Origin of the sequence: Duganella sp. BJB476 (assembly GCF_003416895.1) — a bacterium.
Lineage (GTDB): Bacteria > Pseudomonadota > Gammaproteobacteria > Burkholderiales > Burkholderiaceae_D > Rugamonas.
The window spans coordinates 539915-562396 of the sequence record NZ_QVIO01000003.1; the positions used below are offsets into that span (position 1 = coordinate 539915).

Annotated in this window: 21 protein-coding genes; 6 read left to right on the plus strand and 15 right to left on the minus strand. The window is 65.0% G+C overall.

The genetic code is table 11. The features are described 5' to 3' along the window. Positions 1–7: 7 nt before the first annotated feature. Complete coding sequence (locus D0T21_RS15790; protein ID WP_229211491.1) at positions 8–4492, minus strand: serralysin-like metalloprotease; 4485 nt, start codon at positions 4490–4492, stop codon at positions 8–10. 167 nt (positions 4493–4659) lie between these two features. On the opposite strand from D0T21_RS15790, the gene D0T21_RS15795 reads away from it, so the two are divergent. Continuing rightward, entirely contained in the window at positions 4660–5340 is a 681-nt protein-coding gene (locus D0T21_RS15795; RefSeq protein ID WP_116990552.1) for a response regulator transcription factor, read from the plus strand. Beyond that, on the plus strand, positions 5337–6722 hold the full coding sequence (locus D0T21_RS15800) for an ATP-binding protein (protein ID WP_116994426.1): 1386 nt from the start codon (positions 5337–5339) through the stop codon (positions 6720–6722). The genes D0T21_RS15795 and D0T21_RS15800 overlap by 4 nt, the downstream gene beginning before the upstream one ends. 19 nt (positions 6723–6741) lie before the next feature. Here the strand turns inward: D0T21_RS15800 and D0T21_RS15805 are convergent, their stop codons facing one another. The 6 genes from D0T21_RS15805 to D0T21_RS15830 form a co-directional block, all read right to left on the minus strand. Beyond that, complete coding sequence (locus tag D0T21_RS15805) at positions 6742–8502, minus strand: ABC transporter ATP-binding protein (protein WP_229211492.1); 1761 nt, start codon at positions 8500–8502, stop codon at positions 6742–6744. Further along, positions 8499–9059, minus strand: coding sequence for a redoxin domain-containing protein (locus tag D0T21_RS15810; RefSeq protein ID WP_116994427.1), 561 nt, complete (start codon positions 9057–9059; stop codon positions 8499–8501). Before D0T21_RS15810 ends, D0T21_RS15805 begins: the two co-directional genes overlap by 4 nt. Further along, positions 9052–9594 carry a MauE/DoxX family redox-associated membrane protein gene (locus D0T21_RS15815; RefSeq protein ID WP_147328113.1) on the minus strand — a complete coding sequence of 181 codons (543 nt, stop codon included), beginning with the start codon at positions 9592–9594 and terminating at the stop codon, positions 9052–9054. Before D0T21_RS15815 ends, D0T21_RS15810 begins: the two co-directional genes overlap by 8 nt. Beyond that, positions 9567–10439: a hypothetical protein gene (locus D0T21_RS15820; protein ID WP_116994428.1), complete on the minus strand. Its 873-nt coding sequence runs from the start codon at positions 10437–10439 to the stop codon at positions 9567–9569. The genes D0T21_RS15815 and D0T21_RS15820 overlap by 28 nt, the downstream gene beginning before the upstream one ends. Further along, on the minus strand, positions 10430–11434 hold the full coding sequence (locus D0T21_RS15825; protein WP_116990557.1) for a RimK family alpha-L-glutamate ligase: 1005 nt from the start codon (positions 11432–11434) through the stop codon (positions 10430–10432). The genes D0T21_RS15820 and D0T21_RS15825 overlap by 10 nt, the downstream gene beginning before the upstream one ends. Positions 11435–11508: 74 nt before the next feature. Further along, entirely contained in the window at positions 11509–11703 is a 195-nt protein-coding gene (locus D0T21_RS15830) for a hypothetical protein (protein WP_147328114.1), read from the minus strand. 311 nt (positions 11704–12014) lie between these two features. Between D0T21_RS15830 and groES the strand changes: the two genes are divergently transcribed. Next, complete coding sequence (gene groES, locus D0T21_RS15835) at positions 12015–12305, plus strand: co-chaperone GroES (RefSeq protein WP_008451606.1); 291 nt, start codon at positions 12015–12017, stop codon at positions 12303–12305. A 45-nt stretch (positions 12306–12350) separates the two neighbouring features. After that, the gene (groL, locus tag D0T21_RS15840; protein ID WP_116990559.1) at positions 12351–13997 is read left to right on the plus strand and encodes a chaperonin GroEL; all 1647 of its coding nucleotides are present in this window, start codon (positions 12351–12353) and stop codon (positions 13995–13997) included. Positions 13998–14055: 58 nt separating this feature from the next. Here groL and D0T21_RS15845 read toward each other — a convergent pair whose 3' ends face one another. Next, the gene (locus D0T21_RS15845) at positions 14056–14700 is read right to left on the minus strand and encodes a hypothetical protein (protein ID WP_116990560.1); all 645 of its coding nucleotides are present in this window, start codon (positions 14698–14700) and stop codon (positions 14056–14058) included. A gap of 163 nt (positions 14701–14863) precedes the next feature. Here D0T21_RS15845 and D0T21_RS15850 point away from each other — a divergent pair, with 163 nt between their 5' ends. Continuing rightward, the gene (locus D0T21_RS15850) at positions 14864–15859 is read left to right on the plus strand and encodes an OmpA family protein (RefSeq protein ID WP_116990561.1); all 996 of its coding nucleotides are present in this window, start codon (positions 14864–14866) and stop codon (positions 15857–15859) included. 5 nt (positions 15860–15864) lie between these two features. Here D0T21_RS15850 and D0T21_RS15855 read toward each other — a convergent pair whose 3' ends face one another. From D0T21_RS15855 to D0T21_RS15875, 5 genes are all read right to left on the minus strand, one after another. After that, positions 15865–16290 carry a hypothetical protein gene (locus D0T21_RS15855; RefSeq protein WP_199538478.1) on the minus strand — a complete coding sequence of 142 codons (426 nt, stop codon included), beginning with the start codon at positions 16288–16290 and terminating at the stop codon, positions 15865–15867. Positions 16291–16358: 68 nt separating this feature from the next. Continuing rightward, positions 16359–17339 carry a glycosyl hydrolase 53 family protein gene (locus D0T21_RS15860; protein WP_116990562.1) on the minus strand — a complete coding sequence of 327 codons (981 nt, stop codon included), beginning with the start codon at positions 17337–17339 and terminating at the stop codon, positions 16359–16361. A 117-nt stretch (positions 17340–17456) separates the two neighbouring features. Continuing rightward, on the minus strand, positions 17457–18338 hold the full coding sequence (locus D0T21_RS15865) for an SMP-30/gluconolactonase/LRE family protein (protein WP_116990563.1): 882 nt from the start codon (positions 18336–18338) through the stop codon (positions 17457–17459). A 38-nt stretch (positions 18339–18376) separates the two neighbouring features. Then, positions 18377–18997, minus strand: a complete 621-nt coding sequence (locus tag D0T21_RS15870) for a 2-dehydro-3-deoxy-6-phosphogalactonate aldolase (protein ID WP_116990564.1) — start codon at positions 18995–18997, stop codon at positions 18377–18379. 2 nt (positions 18998–18999) lie between these two features. Continuing rightward, a complete protein-coding gene (locus tag D0T21_RS15875) occupies positions 19000–19908 on the minus strand; it encodes a 2-dehydro-3-deoxygalactonokinase (RefSeq protein ID WP_116990565.1) in 909 nt (302 codons plus the stop codon). Positions 19909–20091: 183 nt separating this feature from the next. Here D0T21_RS15875 and D0T21_RS32455 point away from each other — a divergent pair, with 183 nt between their 5' ends. Next, positions 20092–20667 (plus strand): hypothetical protein, encoded by a 576-nt coding sequence (locus tag D0T21_RS32455; RefSeq protein ID WP_229211493.1) that lies wholly within the window; start codon positions 20092–20094, stop codon positions 20665–20667. Here the strand turns inward: D0T21_RS32455 and D0T21_RS15885 are convergent. Together D0T21_RS15885 and D0T21_RS15890 are read right to left on the minus strand one after the other, a co-directional pair. Further along, the gene (locus tag D0T21_RS15885; RefSeq protein WP_116990566.1) at positions 20664–21911 is read right to left on the minus strand and encodes an MFS transporter; all 1248 of its coding nucleotides are present in this window, start codon (positions 21909–21911) and stop codon (positions 20664–20666) included. The genes D0T21_RS32455 and D0T21_RS15885 overlap by 4 nt on opposite strands. A gap of 23 nt (positions 21912–21934) precedes the next feature. Continuing rightward, entirely contained in the window at positions 21935–22474 is a 540-nt protein-coding gene (locus D0T21_RS15890; protein WP_199538479.1) for a PadR family transcriptional regulator, read from the minus strand. Positions 22475–22482: the final 8 nt, after the last annotated feature.

The following is a 22482-nucleotide window of genomic DNA, read 5'->3' on the forward strand; positions in this document are numbered from 1 at the left end:
ACTGGGGTTAGCTGGCTACGCCCACCAACTGCACGTCTGCGCTGCCACCCGTGATGGAAGCGGTCAGCAAATCGGCAAAGGCGTGCATGCGGTCCACCGTCCACGTGGCCGCCATCTCGTACGGGCTGCTGCCCTGATCCGCATGCGCCACCAGATCGGCGATGCTGATCGCGGCCACCTGCTTGCCGCTGGCATCGACCAGGTCCAGCTCGGTAACGTTGACCTTGGCATAGTCGGCCACCGTGAACTGCGCGTAGGACTTGCCGCCGTCGACATAGTTGATGACCAGGTCGGAACCGTCGATATTGGCCTTGACGTGATCGGCGGCGATGGTGACGCTGCTGAACAGCTTGTTGCCGGTGAACTTGAGGATGTCGTTGCCACCGGCCACTTCGTGCACCGTATCCTTGCCGTCGCCCATGGACATCACATACGTGTCCTTGCCCGTGCCGCCGTACAGGGCGTCGTTGCCCATGCCGCTGTACAGGGTGTCGTCGCCGGCGCCGCCGAACAGGCGGTTGTTGCCCGCGTACTTGTAGCCCAGCGTATAGGCCAGCATGCTGGCGATGAAGAAGTCGGCGCCGTGGAAGTCGCTCAGGTGCAGGTCGATGCCCAGGTACTTGCCCAGCCAGTTCACGCCGTCGCCGCTGGCGTTGGAGGCCGTCTTCAGCGCGCTGCCCATCCAGTCGGTGGCGTCGGCCAGGGCCGTGCCGACATCGGCGTCGGCCACGTAGTTGACGCCGCTGCTGATGCCGTTCACCGCCGTGGTCAGGCCGCTCTTGCCGCCGTCCAGCGCGGACTTGAGCGGTGTGGCGACGTCGATGCCGGAAGTGGACAGGCCGGTGGTGCTGGCGATGCCGGCCAGCGCATCGTTGCCGACCGTGTTGAGGCCGTCGGCCAGCTTGCCACCGCTGGCGGTAGCCTTGGCCAGCTCGGCCTTGATGCTGTCGGCCACGCCGGCCCATCCCTTGCTGATCTCGTCCGAGAAAGTGCTGTTCAAATACTTGGTGATAGCGTCGAAGCCCTTGCCCGCATCGTTCCAGGCCGCGTTCAGCGCGTTGGCCTTGCCCACCAGCAGGTGATCGATCACGCCCCAGCCCAGGCCCATCATGGTGTCGTTGCCGTTGCCGCCGCCGACATAGCTGCCGGCATTGGTGGCGAAGATGGTGTCGTCGCCGTCGCCGCCCATGATCACATTGCCCACCAGGTTGAGCTTGCCCAAGTCGCCCTTGGCCAGCGCGCCGTATTGCGAGCGGATGAAGTTGGCGTTCATCGCCGCGCCGACCCAGTCGCCGGCCGACTCGTAGTCGTTTTCGACGATGGCTTCGGCGGCGTTGAACACGGTGATCTCGGCCAGGCCGATGATGGTGTCGTTGCCGGCGCCGCCCAGGGCGATGTTGTTCTGGCCGGACGAGACGATCAGGTCGTTGCCGTTGCCGCCCATGCCGATGGTGGTGGTGCCGGCCAGGATCAGGGTGTCGTTGCCGTCGCCGGCGTGCACGAAGTTCATGCCGGTGTCGAGGCTGACCTTGGTCGAGCTGGTGGTCTGCGCCTTGTCCGAGCCTTCCACCGCTTCGGTGGTCGTGCTGGAGTAGCTCAGCTTGCTGCCACCGTTGAGCACGACCAGGAAGTCGTCGCCCGAGTCGGCCAGCACCACGTTGTGCTCGCCGTACACCACGGCCGTGTCGTTGCCGGCGCCGGTCCAGGCGACGTTGAGCTGGGTGCTGCCCTTGGTGGTGCTGGTGGTGGTCTGGTTGCTGCCTTCGGCTTCGTTGGTGGTGGTGCTGGTGTTGCCGCCGCCGTAGCTGACCATCACCAGCGTGTCCTTGCCGCTGCCGCCGATCACGCCGTTGTCCTTGCCGACCACGGTTTCCACGTTGTTGCCGTCGCCGGCCACGATCAGGTTGCCGTTGACGTTGACGGCTTTGGCCGCCGTGCCGAAGGCCAGCGCGGTCAGCACGTCGTCGCCGCTGCCGCCTTCGATCAGGTTGCCCTTGCCCAGCGCGGTCACCACGTTGTTGCCCTCGCCGGCCGACACCACGTTGTAGGTGCCGACCACGGTGACGACGTCGTTGCCGGCGCCGGTGACGATGCCGGACTTGCTGCCGATGGCGCTGACCACGTCGTTGCCGGCGCCGGTCGCCACCAGGTTGTTCACGCCCAGCGCGGTGGCCACGGTGTCGGCGCTGCCGCCGATCAGCACGTTGTTCTTGCCGAACGCGGTCATCACATCATGCCCGCTCTGGTTGGAGGCCAGGCCCGACAGGCCGGCCTTGGCCACCAGGTCGGTGGCGGCCACGCCGGCGGCGATGGAGTCGACCAGGCCGACGGCGGTCGCGGCGGTTTCCGCGTAGTTGCCGGTGGCCAGCAGGTTGTTGGCGCCGACGGCCGTGACCGTGTCCGCGCCGGCGTCGCCCCACACCACGTTGCGCGCGCCGAACACGGTGACCGTGTCGTTGCCGCTGCCGCTCCACACCACGTTGTTGGCGCCGATGCCGGTCACCGTGTCGTTGCCGCCGCCGGTGTAGATCACGTTGGTGGAGCCGATGGCGCTGACCACGTCGTTGCCGTCGCCATGGGCCACGTTGCTGCCGATGAAGGACGCCACGGCCTTGGTGGCGCCGCCGGCCGCGCTGCCCAGCTTGGCGGTGACGTCGGCCAGGCCGTCGCCCAGGCCGGTCACGATGACGTTGACCGAGCCGGCCGCCGTCACCACGTTGTTGCCGGCCGTGTTGACCACGATGTTGTTGCCGCCCAGCGCGGTGGTGACGTTGTCGCCGCCGTTGGCCAGCACGATGTTGTTGCCGCCGGCCGCCGTCACCACGTCCTTGCCGGCGCCGGTGTAGATGACGTTGTTGCCGCCCACGGCCACCACGGTATCGTTGCCGGCGCCGCTGTTGATAGCGGCAGCCAGCTTGGCGCTGGCGTTGTTGATGGCGGTGGCGGCCGCCTTGCCCGGCACGGCGTCGGTCAAGACCTTGGCCAGTCCGCCGGTGGCGGCCTTGACCATGCCGCCCAGTTCGGTCAGCACCACGTTGGCGCCGCCCAGCGCGACCACGGTGTCGCCGCCCACGGTGGTGGCCACCAGGTTGGCGCCGCCCACGCCCACCAGCGTGTTGCCGCTGCCGTTGGCCAGCAGCACGTTGTTCACGCCCACCGCCACGTCGGTGTTGCCGCCCTGGTTGCTGACCAGTGCGTTGCTGTCGCCCAGCGCCGCCACCTTGTTGCCGGCGCCGCCGGTGTAGGCGATGTTGAGCAGGCCGCCCATGACGATGTTGCTGCCGCCGCCGTCGTCGATCACCACGTTGGCGCCGCCGCCGGCGACGATGTTGTCCTTGCCGTCGCTGGCGGTGACGCCGTTGGCGCCGCCCAGCGCGACCACCAGGTCGTTGCCGCCGCCGGCGTTGATGACGTTGGCGCCGCCCACGGCCTGCACCTTGTCGTTGCCGGCGCCGGTGCTGATGACGTTGGCGCCGCCGGCGGCGGTGACCGTGTCCGCCCCGGCGCCGGTGGTCACCACATTGGCCGCGCCGTTCACCGTAACGTTGTTGTTGCCGTTGCCTGCCTTGACTTCGTTGGCGCCGCCGTTGGCCTTGATGGTGTCGTCGCCGCCGCCGGCCGTGATGTGGTTGTTGCCGCCGTCGGCGGTCACCGTGTTGGTGCCCTCGCCGGCGTCGATCACGTTGCTGGCCGCCTTGACGGTGATGCGGTCGTCGCCGCCGCCGGTGTTGATGACGTTGCTGGCGCCGTCGGCCGTGACCACGTCGGCGTCCTTGCCGGTGTTGATGACGTTGGACGCGCCGCCGGCGCTGATGACGTTCCAGCCATCGCCCGCGTTGACCGTGTTGGAGCCGCCGTTGACGGTGATGTTGTCGTTGCCGCCGTCGGTGCTGATGGTGTTGGCGCCGCCGTTGGCGGTGATGGTGTTGTCGCCGCCGTCGACGTCGATCTTGTTCCAGCCGCCGTTGGCCGTCACGCGGTCGTTGCCGTTGCCGCCGGTGATCTCGTTGTAGGCGCTGTTGATCGACAGGCTGTTGTTGCCGTCGCCCAGGTCGACGTCGGCCGCCGCGCCGGCCGCCACGGTCACCGTGTCGTTGCCGGCGCCGCCGCTGATCTTGTTGTAGATGCCGACGTCGACGCGGATGGTGTCGTCGCCGTTGCCGCCGTCGATGCGGTTGTAGCCGCCCACGCGCACGATGATGGTGTCGTTGCCGTCGTCGCCGTACAGGTTGTTGTAGGCGCCGGCGTTGACGGTGATGGTGTCGTTGCCGCCGTCGCCGTGGATGATGTTGGCGCCCAGCGAGCTGGCCGTGTAATTGTTGTCGCCGTTGCCCAGGCTTTTCTTGGTGTAGCCCAGTTCGCTGATTTTCTTGGCCGCCGCCGCGATGTCGTTACCCACCGTGTCGAACGCGTCGCCGATGCCGTTCAGGTCGCCGCCAATGTCCTTGATGGTGTCGCCGACCTTGTCGACCACGCTGACGATGGGCTTCACTACGTGTTTCTTTAACCAGCTGCCGATACTCATCTCTACCCCTTGTTATGGTTTGGTACGCTTGCATTAAATCAAGGGGAAATGACAGGATGGCAAACAGAACGATTACAAAGTTGTAATCAAAGGCCAGGATTGACGGCGGCCGGGCCAAGCCCGACAATGCCGCCATGAAAGCGCTTTTAGTAGAAGATGAACAACGAATTGCCAGTTTTGTATGCACCGGCCTGCGTGAGCACGGCTTCCTGGTCGATCATTGCGAAGATGGCAACCTTGGCTATGATTACGCGCTGGCCCGCGACTACGACGTGGTCTTGCTGGACGTGATGGTGCCGGGCCGCGACGGCCTGTCCATCCTCAAGGCCATGCGGCGCGAGGGGCGCAACGCGCCGGTCATCCTGCTGACCGCCCGCAACGAACTGGACGACCGCCTGACCGCCCTCAACCTGGGCGCCGACGACTACCTGGCCAAGCCCTTCTATGTGGAGGAGCTGGTGGCGCGCATCCACGCCCTGCTGCGGCGCGTGAGCGGCGAACGGCAGAACGTGCTGACCCTGGGCCCGCTGCGGCTGGATCGCCTGAGCCGGGTGGCCGAGGTGGACGGCCGCGCCGTCGAGCTGACCGCGCGCGAAATCAACCTCTTGGAGTACCTGATGCGCTCGCCGGGCCGGGTGTACACCCGCACCCAGATCCTGGAACACGTGTGGGGCTACGATTTCGAGCCGCAGACCAATATGGTGGACGTTTGCATCCAGCGCCTGCGCAAGAAGCTGGAATTGCCCGACAGCGTGGCCATCGAGGCCGTGCGCGGCGTCGGCTACCGGCTGCGCAAGCCGGACGCGCCGGCGTGAGGGCGCGCTGGCCGCGCCTGCGCTCGTTCCGGCTGCGCATCGCCCTCGGCTCCACCCTCACCGCGCTGGCCGCGATCATCTTGTTGTACGCCATGGCCAGCTACACCATCGTCCACCGCCGCGCCGACATCATCGACCGCATGCTGTCGGCCCACCTGGCCGGTCCCGGTTTCCAGGCCACGCCGCAAGCGCTGTGGCCAGCCACGGACGCCCAGCTCAACGCCAGCTTCAGCGGCTTCGCGCCGGCCGGCGGCAGCGCCGAAGCCTATGCGCTGCTGCTGGTGGAGGACGCCGGCCGCGGCCCGCAATACCGCAGCCCGGCGTGGCAACGCGTGTTCGGCAACGCCAGCCTGCCCTCCGGCCCGGGCCTGCACACCGTGGCGGGCGCCGGCCAGAGCTGGCGCATCGGCCAGGCCGCGTATGGCTCCGTCACGATCTGGGTGGCGGTCAACCGCAGCCTGTCCGACGCCCAGGTGCGCGCCAGCCTGCTCCGCTTCGCGGCCGCCATCGTGGTGCTGGCCGTGGCCATGGGCGCGCTGGCCTGGTATCTGGCCGGAAGGGCGATGCGGCCGGTGGAGCACCTGACCGGCGTCATGGTGCGGCTCAACGCGAGCGAGCTGGACCAGCGCGTCTCGGCCGCCGAGGAAGACCTGGAATTCGCCCAGATGGTCAGCGTGTTCAATGCCATGCTGGACCGCCTGCAGCGCAGCTTCCTGCAGGCGGCGCGCTTTTCCGGCGACGCCGCCCATGAGCTGAGGACGCCGCTGACCATCCTCCAGGGCGAGCTGGAACGCAGCTTCGCCCAAGCCGGGGCCGATCCTGTGCTGGAACAGGGCCTGGCCAATATGCTCGATGAGGTAAGGCGGCTGGACAGCATCGTGCGCAAGCTGCTGTTGCTGGCGCGGGCCGATGCCGGCCAGCTGGCCATTCCCATGTGCCCGCTCGACCTGCGGCCGACCCTGGATGAACTGGCCGAGGACATCGGCCTGCTCGATGCCGAACGCCCGCTGCGCCTGGACCTGCCGGACCGCATCGCCGTGCGCGGCGACGCCGAGCTGCTGTGCCAGGTGTTGCAAAACCTGGTCAGCAATGCCATCAAATATGGCTTGCCGGGCGGCTGGATTGCGCTGTCGGCCCGCCGCAAGGGCGAGCAGTGGCGCATCGACGTCGGCAATGCATCGAACGGCATCGCCGCCGAACACCGGCACCGGCTGTTCGACCGCTTCTACCGGGCCGACCAGGCCCACCAGCGCCGGGTGCCGGGCGTCGGGCTGGGCTTGTCGCTGGCGCGCGACATCGCCATGGCCCACGGCGGCAGCCTGGCGCTGGCCGAGGCGGAGCCTGGCCAGGTGCGCTTCCGGCTGACGCTGCCCGCGGCCTGAGTCCACGCGGCGTACACCGTCAAGCCGGCAGCGGCGCTTCCGGCCTGAGCGCAAGCATCTGATCCTTGACCAGCTTGAAATACGCGCCGTCCTGCTGCCGCGCCAGCTGCTCGTGGCTGCCCTGCTGCACCACCCGCCCCTGGTCCATCACCAGGATGCGATCGGCCTTGGCAATGGTGGAAAAGCGGTGGGCGATGATGATGGTGGTGCGGCCCTCCATCAGCCGGTCGAGCGCGCCCTGGACCTGCAGCTCGCTGGCGGCGTCCAGCGCGCTGGTCGCCTCATCGAGGATCAGGATGCCCGGATCGCGCAACAGCGCGCGCGCGATCGCGATCCGCTGCTTCTGCCCGCCGGACAGCTGCACGCCGTGCTCGCCGACCAGGGTATCGTAGCCTTGCGGGAAGGATTGGATGAACTCATGCGCATGGGCCAGCTTTGCCGCCGCCATCACCTCGGCCAGCGACACCTGCCGCTCCGGTACGGCGAAGGCGATGTTGTGGGCGATGCTGCCCGAAAACAGCGACGGCTCCTGTTCCACCACGGCGATGCCGCGACGGACGGCGGCCAGGTCCAGCTCGCTGGCGGCGACGCCGTCGAACATCAGGCGACCGCCCAGCGGCTGGTAATGCCCCAGCACCAACGCGGCGATGGTGGACTTGCCGGCGCCGGAAGCGCCCACCAGGGCCACCTTCTCGCCGGCCGCGATGACGAAGCCGACGCGGTCGAGCGCCCGCACACCGGGCCGCTCGGGGTAGCTGAACACCACGTCTTCAAAACCGAGCTGGCCGGACGGCGGCGCCTGTGGACGCGACGCCGCCGGCGGCTGGTGCGTGCGCATGATCTCGAAGATCCTTTCCGTCGCGCCCATGCTGCGCATCCACATGTTCCAGAATTCGCTCAGCGCGGCGGCGGCCTGCGTCACCATGGTGGAGTAAATCACGAAGGCCATCAGGTCGCCCACCGACAACGCGTGCCGGCCGATGAGCCAGGCGCCCAGCACCAGCGAGGCGAGCAAGGCGCCGTAATCGAGCACCGACAGGCCGCCGCGAAACGCCGACTGCAGCCGGACGCCGGCCAGCGCCACTTCCAACAGGCGGCGACTGGCCTCCGCATAGCTGGCCGACGCGCCGGCCTGCTGGTTGTAGGCGTGGACCAGCCGCACGTGGGTAAATTGTTCCTGCGCCACGCGGTTGCTGTCGGCCATGCTGGTTTGTACCAGCTTGGCATAGTCGCGGTAATTCGCGCCCGACACCTTGCCGAAATATAGGTTGGCCGGCACGAGCACCAGCAGCATCAGGCTGAGCGCCGGCGAGATAGTCAACAGCATCGTCACGCCGCCGCCGAACATGCACAATGATTGCAGCGCATTGGCGCCGCCCATCGCCAGCGCCTGGTGCAGCGACTGCACGTCCGAACTGAGGCGGCTGGAGATCTCGCCCACATGGTGGCGGTCGAAGAAGGACACCGGCTGGTTGATCAGCACGTCGAACAGCCGCCGGCGGATACCGTTGATGATCAGATGTCCGCTCCGTTCGAAATAGTAATAGCGCAGCGTCGATGCCACCACCTGCACCGCGATCCAGCCCAGCCCCAGCCCCACCACCGGCCAGGAGATCGACGCCAGATTCAGTTCGTTGACGTGGTCGATGAAGTAGGCGATGCCCTTGGGCAGCAGCAGCTGCACGCCCACGCCCAGCGCCATGAAGAATACCGCCGCGGCGACCTGGCGGCGCACCGGATACAGCAGGCGCAAACGTTCGAGATGGGGCTGGAAGTTCACGACGTCACCTCCGCCTCGGCCGGCACGCTGTCGGCCAGCTGGTCGCGCAGGCCCCGCCAGTTGTCGTCGCCGATCATGCCGGCAGCCTCCAGCACGCCCTGGTGGTCGACCATCAGGTAGGCCGGCGAGGCAAGCGTGGCGTTCAAGGCCCGGTAGTCGCGCAGCGTGACCCGCAGCACGCGCGACAAGGGGAAGGCGTCGCCAAGGAACTGGCGCAGGCGCCAGCCCGGTTCATGACTGACGATCCAGATCGCCAGCCCGGCCTGTTCCGCCTGCGGCAGCATGCGGCCGATCTCGGCCAGCTTCGCGCGGCACTTCGGGCATTTGCTCGACAAGAACAGCAGCGCCGCCGCCTGGCCGCTGTCGCCCAGCCGGTGCGTGGCGCCGCCGCGCAGCGCGCGCGCCACGACTTGCGGGATCGGCGCGCCGGCTTGCAGCGGTTCCGGCGCATCGCGCTCGCGCCGGCTGGTCTGCAGCACGGCCAGCGTCAGCTTGAGGTTGAGCGCGAGGCCGCAGGCCAGCAGCGCCAGGGTGAAGTAGAGTATCTGGCTATCCATCGCTGGCGCTCAATAAGTGGACGATTTCATGGAAGTGGACGGCGATCACGCAGGCCAGCAAGGCCAGCGACGCCGCCAGCAGCGCGGCGGGCTGCGGCAGCGCCAGTCCGGACGGCAGCATCAGGCCGGCGACGGTGGCCAGGATCACCAGCCCGTTGCGCAGCAGGTCCAGGCCGGACAGCGACCGCTCCGACTCGCCGAAGCAGCTGCAGCGCACCACGCTCTGCGTGATGAATTTGTAGCCGACCAGCGCCGTGAACACGCACAGCATCGCCAGCGCGGCCAGCATGCCGGCGCGCGCCAGGCCGCCGATCAGCAGCGCGGCCACCAGCAGCTCGGCGGCCGGAACCGCCGGCGCCACCAGCGCGCGCAGCGCCGGCCCCATGCCGAACAGGGTGCTCAGGTTGCCGCGGAAGCCGGCGTAGCCGCGCAGCTTGGCCGCGGCGGCGGCCAGCATCAGCATGGCGAGGAAGTAGCGCACGATCTCGCCGATGAACTGGTCGGCCGTCATCGCGGGTACCTCGTGGATTGCCACGACGGCGCCAGCCCACCGGGATGTTTGTGGCGCTCGCTAACGCCGTCGCGCGTGGCCAGCAAGGCGTCGCACCATGGCTGGTCTTCGCTGGCGCGCTGGGCGCCGCCGATGTGGCCCTGCAGCAGCCGGGAGATCTGCCACGCCTGCAGTTCGGCCGCCGCGTCGCTGCGCACGCGCAGCCCCAGCGCCGCCATCTCCTCGCGCGTGATCGCGTAGTGGTGCGAGTGGTAGCCCGAGATCAGCTTGCCGACCAGCTGGCGGCGGAAGGCCGCATCCTGGTCCGGCAACTGCCAGGCCAGCAGCTCCTCGGCGATCTGCTGCTGCTCCAGCGTGGTGCGGTAGAAGGCACCCAGGCTGGCGGGGAACACGCTGCCGCACAGCAGCGCCAGCGACTGCTGGCGCGCCTCGTCCGCCGGCACGCCAAACCATTGCTCCGCCATGTCGCCGAAACGCTGGATATCGAGGCCGGAAAACGCCGAGCCGTCGGCGCCCGTCAGTTGCGGATCGATCGGCGAGAACAGCGCCAGGTCGCCGGCGATGATCTCGTCGCCGCACAGGGTCAGCAAGGTCGCCGCCGACTCGCAGTGATACGGCACGATGAACGACAGGTGCTCGGCCTGCGCGCGCAGCAGCAGCGCGATGCGGCGCGCGGCGTGGATCGCACCGCCGCGGCCGTGCAGCACCACGTCCAGCCGCTTTGCGCGGGGCCGTTCGCCGCACCGTTCGTACAGCGCCGGCAGCAGTTCCATCTCCAGGTGGGAGGCGGCCAGCACCAGCACGCGGCTGCCACGCATCGCCTCCAGCTCCGTGATATGGCGAACCAGTGCGGTGTGGTCTAGTGCCATTGCGCGCCCTCCGCCAGCGTGTCGGCCATGGCGTCGATCATCCTGAATTCCGGTATCAACTGCTCAACATACAGGAACTGGCCGGCCGGGTTATTTTCAAGGAACACCACTTCGTCGTCGGGCGTGACGATCAGGTCCAGTGCGCCGTAGTTCAGGTCGTAGCTGCGGACGAAGGCCACGCAGCGCCGCTGCAGCTCGGCGGGCAGGCTGGTCGCTTCATAGCGGATCGGCGCCGACATGTCGCGCGAATCGACGGCGGTGCGGGCATCGTCCTGGCTATGGATTTTGGCGGCGAACACGCGCTCGCCGATCACCGTCACCCGCAGTTCGTATTGCTTGGGAATGTATTGCTGGAAGTGGCAGTGCAACTGGCCGACCGCCTCGACGCTGCGCATCATGTCGTCATCGACGATGGTGGTGCGCAGCGCGCCGGCGCTGCGTTGTTCCGGCGCCAGCTGCTCGCCGCCCAGCATCGGGTCCGACAGCGACTTGAAGATCATGTCGCCGGCGATGCCATCGTGGAACGCGACCACCTGTTCCGGCGCATTGGTGATGAGCGAAGCCGGCACAGCAAAGCCCATGCTGGCGGCGCGCTTGAGCTGTTCGCCCTTCCACTGCGCGCCGCGCAGCGCCAGCGGGTGGCCGATCCAGTAGCAGTCCAGCGTGTAGAGCAGACTGAACAGCGCGTGTTCGGCCTCCAGTTTGGCGTAGGCCAGTTCCTGCGGCGCCAGCTCGTCGCTGAGGAAGGTAAATTCGGCCGGCTTGCGTATCCACACCGCGCCGACCTCGGCCAGGTCGAGCCAGGGCTCGTCGCCACGGCGGCGTATCCGGTTGTGCAGCACGCCGTCGGCGTGCCATTGACAGGTCTGGAAATCGCGCGGAAAGTGGTCCAGGTCCAGCCGGAACAGCGGGTGTTTGCCGGCCTCGAGCCGGGCGGCGACCAGGTCGGCGTGCAAATCCTGGCTGTTGGTGACAATCAAAATTGTCTTGGTCATCGAGTACTCCGCGACTGGGCGAAAAACAAAAAAGCCTTGCTAACGCAGCAAGGCTTTCGTTGACAGGCGAGTACTTAGCAGTACATGCCTTTGTCGTTCCGATGATAGATGTTGTCGTATTCGCGGTAGTTCTCAAAGTCGACCGGACCGGTGCAGCCGGCCACGGCGACGCCGTCGCGGACTTTCCATTGTTCTGCAGGCTTGCTTGCTTGTTCCTGTTTCGCAGCCAGTTTGAATGCGAACAGTTTTGCCTCTTTTTGATCTGCCATTTCCATATCCTTAAAAGATTATTGAAATACTTACAGTCTCCTTTTGCAGCAAGCCAATAGTAGGAGCTTGTATAGACATTGTCAACTTATATACCAAATAAGTAAACGTTCTCATAAAGGCACATATCTGCATCATTTTTGCGCTTATTTGCGCACACACCAACCTTGCGTCTTGAAATACGGCAGGGTCGTCCCTATAATTGGCACTCGTTCCAAGGGAGTGCTAACAGCGCTCTCTGCCAAACTTTCCGCCGCAGCAACCTTATTGGTGTGGCAACAAACTGTACCATTGTTAATTTAAGGAGTTTTGTATGAACCTTCGCCCTTTGAACGATCGCGTAATCGTCAAACGCCTCGACCAGGAAACCAAAACTGCGTCCGGCCTGATCATCCCTGATGCGGCTGCTGAAAAACCGGATCAAGGCGAAGTACTCGCCGTCGGCAATGGCAAGATTCTGGAAGATGGCAAAGTCCGTCCGCTGGATGTCAAAGTAGGCGACCGCGTCCTGTTCGGCAAATACGCCGGCCAAACCGTCAAAGTCGACGGTCAGGAACTGATGGTCATGCGCGAAGAAGACATCATGGCAATCGTCGTCAAGTAATTGACACGCACGTTTGCACTAATCACCTAATTCTGGAGAAACAACATGGCAGCTAAAGAAGTAATTTTCGGCGACGCAGCGCGCGCCAAAATGGTTGAAGGCGTCAACATCCTGGCCAACGCAGTTAAAGTCACGCTGGGCCCTAAAGGCCGTAACGTGGTGCTGGAACGTTCGTTCGGCGCACCTACCGTCACCAAGGACGGCGTATCGGTCGCTAAAGAAGTCGAGCTGAAAGACAAGCTGCAGAACATGGGCGCGCAAATGGTCAAGGAAGTTGCTTCCCGCACCAGCGACAACGCCGGCGACGGCACCACCACCGCGACCGTGCTGGCACAAGCCATCGTGCGCGAAGGCATGAAGTTCGTTGCCGCCGGCATGAACCCGATGGACCTGAAGCGCGGCATCGACAAGGCAGTTGCTGCCACCGTCGAGCAGATCGCCATCATCGCCCGTCCATGCACCACCACCAAGGAAATCGCCCAGGTTGGTTCGATCTCCGCCAACTCGGATTCGTCGATCGGCGACCGCATCGCTGAAGCGATGGCAAAAGTCGGCAAAGAAGGCGTCATCACCGTGGAAGACGGCAAGTCGCTGAACGACGAGCTGGACATCGTTGAAGGTATGCAGTTCGACCGCGGCTACCTGTCGCCATACTTCATCAACAACCAAGAGAAGCAAGTCGCGATCCTGGACAATCCATTCGTCCTGCTGTGCGACAAGAAAATCTCGAACATCCGCGATCTGCTGCCGGTACTGGAACAAGTCGCTAAAGCCGGCCGTCCACTGCTGATCATCGCTGAAGACATCGAAGGCGAAGCACTGGCGACCCTGGTTGTGAACAACATCCGTGGCATCCTGAAAACCTGCGCAGTCAAAGCCCCAGGCTTCGGCGACCGTCGCAAGGCCATGCTGGAAGACATCGCGATCCTGACCGGCGGTCAAGTGGTTGCTGAAGAAGTCGGCATGACCCTGGAAAAAATCTCGCTGGAAGAGCTGGGCCAGGCCAAGCGCATCGAAATCGGCAAGGAAAACACCATCATCATCGACGGTGCTGGCCAAGCTGAAAGCATCGAAGGCCGCGTCAAGCAGATCCGCGTGCAGATCGAAGAAGCGACCTCGGACTACGACCGTGAAAAACTGCAAGAACGCGTGGCCAAGCTGGCCGGCGGCGTTGCCGTGATCAAAGTCGGTGCAGCCACCGAAGTTGAAATGAAAGAGAAAAAAGCCCGCGTTGAAGATGCACTGCACGCTACCCGCGCTGCCGTGGAAGAAGGCATCGTGCCAGGCGGCGGCGTAGCCCTGCTGCGCGCCCGCGCTTCGATCACCGTCAAAGGCGACAACCCGGACCAGGACGCAGGTATCAAGATCGTTCTGCGCGCCATGGAAGAGCCACTGCGCATGATCGTGCAAAACGCCGGCGAAGAAGCTTCGGTGGTGGTTGCAGCGGTTCTGGCTGGCAAAGGTAACTACGGTTACAACGCTGCCAACGGCACCTACGGCGACATGGTTGAAATGGGCGTTCTGGATCCAGCTAAAGTCACCCGCTCGGCACTGCAGAACGCAGCATCGATCGCTGGCCTGATGCTGACCACCGACTGCATGATCGCTGAAGTCAGCGACGACAAAGCTGGTGGCGGCATGGGCGGCATGGGTGGTATGGGCGGCATGGGCGGCATGGACGGCATGATGTAATTGCCGGCATAAGCCTCGCTGTACAGAAAAGCCAGCTTCTTCGGAAGCTGGCTTTTTTTTATTTGCAGACCGCGGTCACGTTGATGAAATCTACAAAGCCGGGGCCGTTGCTATTGGTGCCCTCGTTGTTGGTCAGCGTGCAGGTCTGGCCTGCCGGATTGTTCGCTACCGTCACCTTGTAACTGGCGCCCGGAACGACCAGCGGCGAATAGCTCTGCGCGAACACGCTCAAGCCATTGTTGTTGGCACTCAGATTGTTGCCTTGGGCATCGACGAAACTGACGGTGCCGCCTGTAGCCAGTCCAGACACCGTCACGCCCACCTTGTAGGTCTGCATTGCGACCGCAGCGACATTGCACATCACCGTAACAGAGCGGATATCGACCGCGTCCGGCAAAATCGTGCCCGTGCCGTTCGCGACGGTGCACGCCCGGCCGTTCGGGTTACCGAGCAAGGTGACGTTATACGGGGCGTTCGATGCCACCGGATTGGCGAACTGGAAATGATTATTCCCTGTCACTGCGATGATTTCAGTGCCGTTATTTGCCAGCAGCACAGTGTTGTTGGGCGCCAGGCCATACGTATCGCCCGCGATGGTCGCCGAGGTGTGTGGCGTATAGCGGTAATCGAGTAGCCCGCCACCGCCGCCACAGCCGCCCATGCCCAATGCCAGCAGCAGCGTGATTGCTTTGAGTTTATCCATGAGATCTCGCAGAAGTGTATGTCAGTCAGAAAGAATATCATTTAATAAATATAGAAAATACACCAATTGTCACGGATAACCGCACGATTGAACCGGAAAGATTGATGAAAAAACAAACTATCCTTACAATCGACCTTCCTTCACTCTTTCGAACTGGACTGACATGCGCGCCTATCGTTTTCTTCCCTTGCTGCTGTGCGCCGGACTGGCGCAGGCCGAAATGCCGCCGCAGGACACCGTCAAGGGCGCCAAAGACCATCCGCTGCTGTCGCGCTTTGAAGGCGCGAAGATGGTCGGCTACGGCCTCAAGGAATTCGACGAAGTGACCCTGCTGGCCGGCAAACGCGTCGAGAACAAGGGCGGCAAGATGGCGTTCGACAGCACGCTGCACCTGGAAGGCAAATACACCCGCATCGCCTATGACTACCCGCGCGAACGCTCGGCGCTGGAAGTGATGCGCAACTACCAGGCGGCGCTGGACAAGGCTGGCCTGAAAACCGTGTTCGCCTGCGCCAAGGAAAACTGCGGCACGGGCTTCGGCGAGTTCTTCCTCGAAAACCGCGTCGGCAATAATTTCATCCAGGGCAGCTCGGAGTATTGGTCGCCGTTCAACTACGGCCGCGACGACGAACGCTACCTGCTGGCCAAGGGCACCCGCCCCGACGGCTCGCTGGTGCATGTGGCCGTCTACTCGGTGGCGCCGGTGCAGGACCAGAACGGCGGCATCTACGTCGAAATCGTCGAAGCCAAGGCGATGGAGGGCGGCAAGGTATCGGTCAACCTGAACGCGGCGGACATGGCCAAGGGCATCGCGGCCGATGGCAAGGTGGCGGTGTACGGCGTCTTCTTCGACACCGACAAGACCGACGTCAAGCCGGAATCCAAGGCCGCGCTGACCGAGATGGCCAAGCTGTTGCAGCAGGATGCCAAGCTGAAGCTGTACGTGGTCGGCCATACGGACAGCCAGGGCGCGCTGGCGCACAACCTGGAGCTGTCGCAGAAACGGGCGGAGTCGGTGATCAAGGTGCTGGCGGCGGACTACAAGGTCGACGCCAAGCGGCTGAGCGCCAAGGGCGTGGCCTCGTATGCGCCGGCGGCGTCGAACGATGCCGATGCCGGACGCGAGAAGAATCGCCGGGTCGAGCTGGTCAAGCAATAGGCAGGCTAGGCGTCGCGGTACTCCGCTTCCAGTTCCTCGCGGCGGGGATGGTCGGCGATGTGCAGGATCAGCGTTTCGCGCAGTTCGTGTGCGGGATGCGCGGCGCGGTGCCGGGCGAACCAGAACGCTTCGCTCAGCTCTTCGTCCTCGTGCGCGGTGGTGATCAACAGCTGTTCGTCCGGAACGTCTTCATAGTTGACCGCTTCCAGGCTGGCGTCTTCAATCGCTTCGCGCCAGGCCTCGCACTCCTTGCCCCACGCGAGCGCCAGCGCGCAGCCGGACGCCACCAGCCAGCGGCTGGTTTCCCACATCGTCATCTCCGCCACGTCGGCCTCGACGACCAGCACGGCTTTGAAATGCGACAAGCCTTCCAGCACGGGAAGATCGCTGTCCGGGGTGAGGTGTAAATAACGGATGACTGGCTTCTGCATGATGGGACCATAGAAAACGAATCCCGGATTTTAACAGGGAGGAGCCCGCCCCTCCCTGCCCTCATCGCTTAAAACGGATCAAGCGCGATGGAGAACTTGCCGCTCGCATCGAGCGCGCCCATCGTATAGCCCTGCCAGCCAGGATACGCCTGTGGCTCCCAGTAGAACACGCCCAGCCCGTTCGAGCCCAGCGCCTTGGTCTTGGTCAGCAGGTCGGCCAGCATGGCTTTGCTGGTGGCGGCCTGGGTCCAGTCCAGGCCCACTTCCGTCACCATCACCGGCTTGGCGTAGCGCGACACCATGTCCCACATATTGGTCGAGATCTTGTTGTTGTAGTTGGCCCAGTCCGACGCCGGCGGATAGTGCGACATGCCGATCACGTCCCATTTCGCGCCCGCAGTCTTCACGCCGTCGAAGAACCAGCGGAACACCGCGTTGTCGTAGCCGTTGGCCAGGTGCAGGATCACCTTGGCGTCAGGATAGACGGCCTTGGTGGCGTTGTAGCCGCTGTTGATCAGCCCGGCCAGGTTGGCGAAGCTGGTGGTCTTCCCTTCCGGCCACAGCATGCCGCTGTTGATCTCATTGCCAACCTGTACCCACTCGACTGTGATGCCATTGGTCTTCAGGTAGCTGAGGATGCCCTGCGTGTGGCTGTAGACGTCGTTGTTGAGCTGCGCCAGCGTGTGGCTGGCCCAGGCGGCGGGCTTGGTCTGCTGGCCGGGATCGGCCCAGCCGTCGCTGTAGTGGAAGTCGATCAGGATGCGCTGGCCTTGCGCGGCGGCGCGCTTGGCTTTGTACAGCACGTCGGCGCCGTTGTTCCAGCCGCCGCTGGGATTGACCCACACGCGCAGCCGGATCGAATTCACCTGCAAGTTCTTCAGCAGCACAAACGGATCGGTCTTGACGCCGCTGCTGTTGTAGAACGAATAGCCGCTGGACTCCTGCTGGCTGACCCAGCCGACATCGGCGCCGTTGGCGAAGGTGGCGCACTGCGCGCCCAGGCTGAACGCCAGGCCGCAGAATGCGAACAGCAAATGCTTAAGCTTCATAGTCTTGTCTCCAGTTTTTTATAGTTTGAATGACACTCACTGCCGACCACGTGTGCGCACCTCCCCCTGCCGCGTCGCGCGGCATCTGAAAAAAACCGATGACGATGAGTGCTGCGGCTAGCCGAAGCGCGCGGCCGGCACGCCGGCCACGTCCAGGCGCACGGCGAACAGGCCGCCGGTCAGCGGGAACTCCTGCAACTGCTCCGGCGTATTGCCCTCGCAGGCGGTGGTGATGTAGAGCGTTTTCAGGTCGGCGCCGCCGAAGGTGCACGAGGCGGGATGGAGGGCCGGCACATGGATGGTGTCCAGCAGCGCGCCATCGGCCGAGTAGCGGCAGACGCGGGCGCCGCCCCACTGCGCGATCCAGACGCAGCCTTCGCTGTCGACCGTCATGCCGTCCGGCGAACCTTCGCCGTCGCCGAACTGGCGCCACAGGCGGCGCTCGCCCAGCGTGCCGTCGGCCGCCAGCGGATAGGTGTAGGTGCGACCTTCAAAGCTGTCGGTGTGGTACATGGTGGCGCCGTCCAGGCTGAAGGCCGGGCCGTTGCAGATGTGATAGTCCTGATCGGCCACCGTCAGCGACAGGTCGGTGTCGAGCCGGAACAGCCGGCCGATGGTCTGCTCGTAATCGGTGTTGTGCATGGAACCGGCCCACAGGCGGCCGGCGCTGTCGACCTTGGCGTCGTTCATGCGCTCGGCGCTGCCGGCCGCGAACGGACGCGCCAGGTATTCGATGCGCAATTCCGGCTCCAGCCACACGCGGGCGATGCCGTCACGCAGGCCGGCCATGAAACCGTCGCCGTCGCGGCGCGCGACCAGCCAGCAGATGTAGTCGGGCATGGTCCAGCTGTGGCGCTGGCCGTTGCCGGCATCCAGCGCGTGCAGCATCCGGTTTTTCAGGTCGACGAAATACAGGCGATTTTGCTCCGCCACCCACAGCGGACCTTCGCCCAGTTCAGCGCCGGCTTCCCAGATACATTGCACGTCATGCTTGCTCATCAGTTTCACTCCGAGTGTCGAATCCGCCATCATAAGGCTTAAGCGGTCAAAGCGCGCCACTTGCTCACATAGGCCGCTGCCCGCTGGCCCAGTTCATCCAGACCGACGCCCGGCGTGTATAACTGGCCACCGATGCCGAAGCCGGTGGCGCCGGCGCGCACCCAGCCTTCCATATTGTCCGGCGTGATGCCGCCGACCGGCCACATCGGCGTGCCGGCGGGCACGACGCTGTTGAACGCCTTCAGGCCGTTGTGGCCAACCATATCGGCCGGGAACAGTTTCAGCGCATGGGCGCCGGCGTCCAGCGCGGCGAACGCCTCGGTCGGCGTGGCGACGCCGGGCGCGCAATACATGCCCAGGTCGGCCGCGCGGCGGATCACAGCCGGATTGCAGTTCGGCGACACCAGCAGGCGTCCGCCCGCTTCATACACGGCCTCGACGTGCTCGACGTTGAGCATGGTGCCGCCGCCGACCAGCGTATCCGGCAGCTGTTCCTGGACCAGCGCGGCGATGCAGTCGATGGCGCCGGGACGGTTGAGCGGCACTTCCAGCGCGCGGAAGCCGGCCTGGTGCAGCACCTTGCCGACCGCGACCGCCTCCGCAGGATTCAGGCCGCGCAGGATGGCGACCAAAGGAACGGTTGGGTGGGATGGAGTCATGTTCAAGCCTGGTGATTAAATTGGGAAATCGCGGCGCAGTACACGCGATGCGGATCGAGCACGTCGCACTGCAAGCCGAAGTGGCCGGCGGCCACGGCATAGCGGGCGGCCAGCGCCGTCGAGCCGATGACGGTGATGCCGGCCGCCCCGCCCACCTCGGCCTGCGCGCGGGTGGCGGCGGCAAACTCGGCGCCGATCAGCAGGCCGCTGACCACGGCCGGCGCCTGCGCTTGCGGCGCGCTGCGCGAGACCACGCCGGCGCGCACGCGGAACAAGGTATTCGACAATGGCTCGTTCAGGGCGGCCTGGTTCAGGCCGATGGCGTAGCCCTCGGCATTCGTGGCGTCGCCGCCCATCATGGACGACAAGGTGCCGCGCGCCGACAGCATGGCGTATAGCTCGCCGGTCATGTAGGTGGACAGCGACTGGATCACGCCGTCGCGCAGCAGCACCCATTTGCTGTGGGTGCCGGGCAGCACCAGCCAGCCGTCGCGATGACCGAGCGCCACCGCGCCCAGCAGCTGGGTTTCCTCGCCGCGCATGACGTCGACGGCGGCGCCGTTACGATAGCAATAGCCGGGAACGATGCGGCAGCGGCCGGCCCAGTCGGCGTCGGTCACCGGCGCCAGGTGTTGCGGCAGGCGCTGCAAGGGCACGGTGCTGTCGAGGTAATTGACTTCCTGCCAGCCGGAGGCGCTGCCGACCATGCCGGACATGATCACCGGCACGTCGGCGCCTATGCCCATGGCGTCGAGCAGGCCGGCCAGCGAGTCGCCGAAGCGCTCGCGTCCGCCGACCGCCAGCATGCCCTGGTCATCCTCGTGTTCGGCCAGGCAGGCGCCGTGTTGATCGATCAGATAGGCGCGACGGTTGCTTGTGCCCCAGTCTATGCCCAGTATATTTTTGTCCACTATGCGGTCCCTTTTACGACGCTGCCGCCATGGTACGAAAAAGACCGTCCCGCCTCCAATGAATTATCTCGCGGGAGTAATATCAAAATGGTATAGCGTAGGCCTGTTCAGGCCGGTAAAAGTTGCCCCTTGGATGCCTTTGGTTTAGTATGACCGCAACCAACAATCCAGGCATCCCCGTTTATGGAATCTCGCACCCCGTCCACCCGAAATCTCTTCATTGCAGGCGCCGTCGCCGGTGTTTTGCTGCTGGGCGGGGGTGTCTATTTCGCCAACATGACGTCGGCCGAATCGCAGGTCTTGCCGGCCCCGGCCAGGTTGCCGGCCAGCGCCAGCGGTTCGGCGTCGGCCTCGGCATCCGCCAGCGCGACGGCAGCGCCGCGCGCGGCCGCCAATGTGGCGCCGTCGGCCTCGGCCGAAGTCCAGCATGTGCGCAGCAAGGAACAGGCCGCAGCGGCGCTGATGGCGCTGCCGGAACTGCAAGCCTGGTCGGCCATCGTGGAGAAGAATTCGGGCGGAAAATCGCACGGAGCCCTGATCGAGTACGACCCGACCCCGCGCAAGCTGAACGGCAAGAGCTACTGGCAGTTCAGCTTTGTGGAAAACAGCAGCGATGCGGCGCAGCGCTGGGAGAGCTTCCTGGTGTCGTCGAGCGACGAGGAAATCCTGGTGGAAGACGCCAGCACCGACGAAGTCATCAGCCTGGCGCGCTGGCGCCGTGAAAAACACCCCGCCAAGCGCACCAGCATCGACGGCTAAGCGACCTTAGCTTGCGCCACCGGCGCGGCCTTGGCGGCTGCGCCCACCTGCCCTATCCACAACACCGAGAACAAGGTCAGCCCGGAAGCGATCCAGCCGTTCAGGCCGTAGCCGACGATATGGCCGGCCGCATCGGTATGCAGCATCAAGCCTCCCAACAGCGCGCCCACGCCGCTGCCCAATTGCTGGATCGCCGAGTTGGAGCTGAGGAAGGCGCCGCGCTTGGCCGGTTCCGGCACCGTCGTCATCAAGGCCTGCATCGGGATGTTGCGGCCCGACAGAGCCATCATGAAGAACGGGAAGAACAGGATCACCGCCACCAGCGGGATCACCGGCATGTGCGTCATGAACATGATCGGCAGGATCGATAACAGCGCGATGTAGCGGTACACCCGCTGGGCGCCGATGCGGTCCGACCATTTGCCTATCCTGCGCGCGCTGAACAGCGTGGCCACGCCGCCGGCCAGGTACACAAAGGTGATCTCCGCCGGCTGCACGCCGATATTCTCCACCAGCACCGGCGAGATGAAGGGGATCACCAGCATGCCCGTCAACATGTTCACGCCCGACAGCAGGAAGGCCTTCAGATGGCCGCGCACGCGGTACAGGCCGACCAGATTGGGCAGCACCTCCGACAGCGGCACGCGGCGCGTCAGATGGCCGTTGAGCGACGGCAGCACGCGCCAGGCGGCAAACCAGATCAGCAACGAAAACACCACCAGCAGATAGAACGGCGAGGCCCAGCCGAAGTGCGCGGCCAGCATCACGCCGGTCGGCACGCCGGCCACGGCGGCCAGGCTGAACGAGGTCATCACGATGCCGGTGGCGGCGCCGCGGCGCTCGGCCGGGATCAGGTCGCCGATGATGGCCATGATGATCGAGGCCAGCACGCCGCCGGTCAGGCCGGCAAAGGCGCGCGACAGCACCAGCACGTGGAAGGTCGGCGCCAACGCGCAGGCCAGGTTCGACAAGGTGAACAGCGCGAACATCGCCAGCAGCAAGCGCTTGCGGTCGAAGCGGTCGATATACATGGAGGCCAGCAGGCCGGACAGGCCGGCGCACCAGGCGTAGGCCGACACCGCGCCGGACACGGCGGCCGGCTCGATGGAGAAGGCGCGCATCAGTTGCGGCGCCAGCGGCATCATCACCATGAAGTCCATGATGACGGTGAACTGGGTCAGCGCCAGGAGCCAGAGCACGATGCGCTCGCGCGCCGGCGGCAGTGGTAGGGTTATTGTTGTCATTTGATTGCTCAGGTCCGTTGGGATTAGTCCAGCTGCTTCACTTCGCTGACCGCGCGTTGCAGGATGGCGCGGATCTGTGCGGCACGTTCGTCGCTGGCGCCGGGGCCGTGGGCTTTGTCGATCACGGCGGCCTTCAGCTCATGCATCATCATGCGCAGGTCGACGCGGCCCTCGGACGGCTCGTTCAGGCGCGCCAGGATGACGTCGACGAAGTGGCGGTTCTCGGCCAGGAAAGCCAGGCCTTCGGGCGTGATGGTGTGCAGCTTCTTGTTGCCTTCGGTCGTGGCCGAGACATGCCCCATATCGAGCAGCAGGGACAGCAGCGGGTAGATGGCGCCGGGGCTGGGCGTGTAGCCGCCGCCGGATAGCTGTTCGAGCTCCTTGATGATCTCGTAGCCGTGACGCGGTTTGTCAGCGATCAGGTGCAGCACGACATAGCGCATGGCGCCGGCGTCGAACATCTTCGGCCCGCGCCCACGACCGCCGCCGCCACCACCGCGATGGTGGTGGTGGTCGCCATGCATAGCGTGATGGCGGTGTTGGTGATGTAAAAATCTAAACATTTTGAACT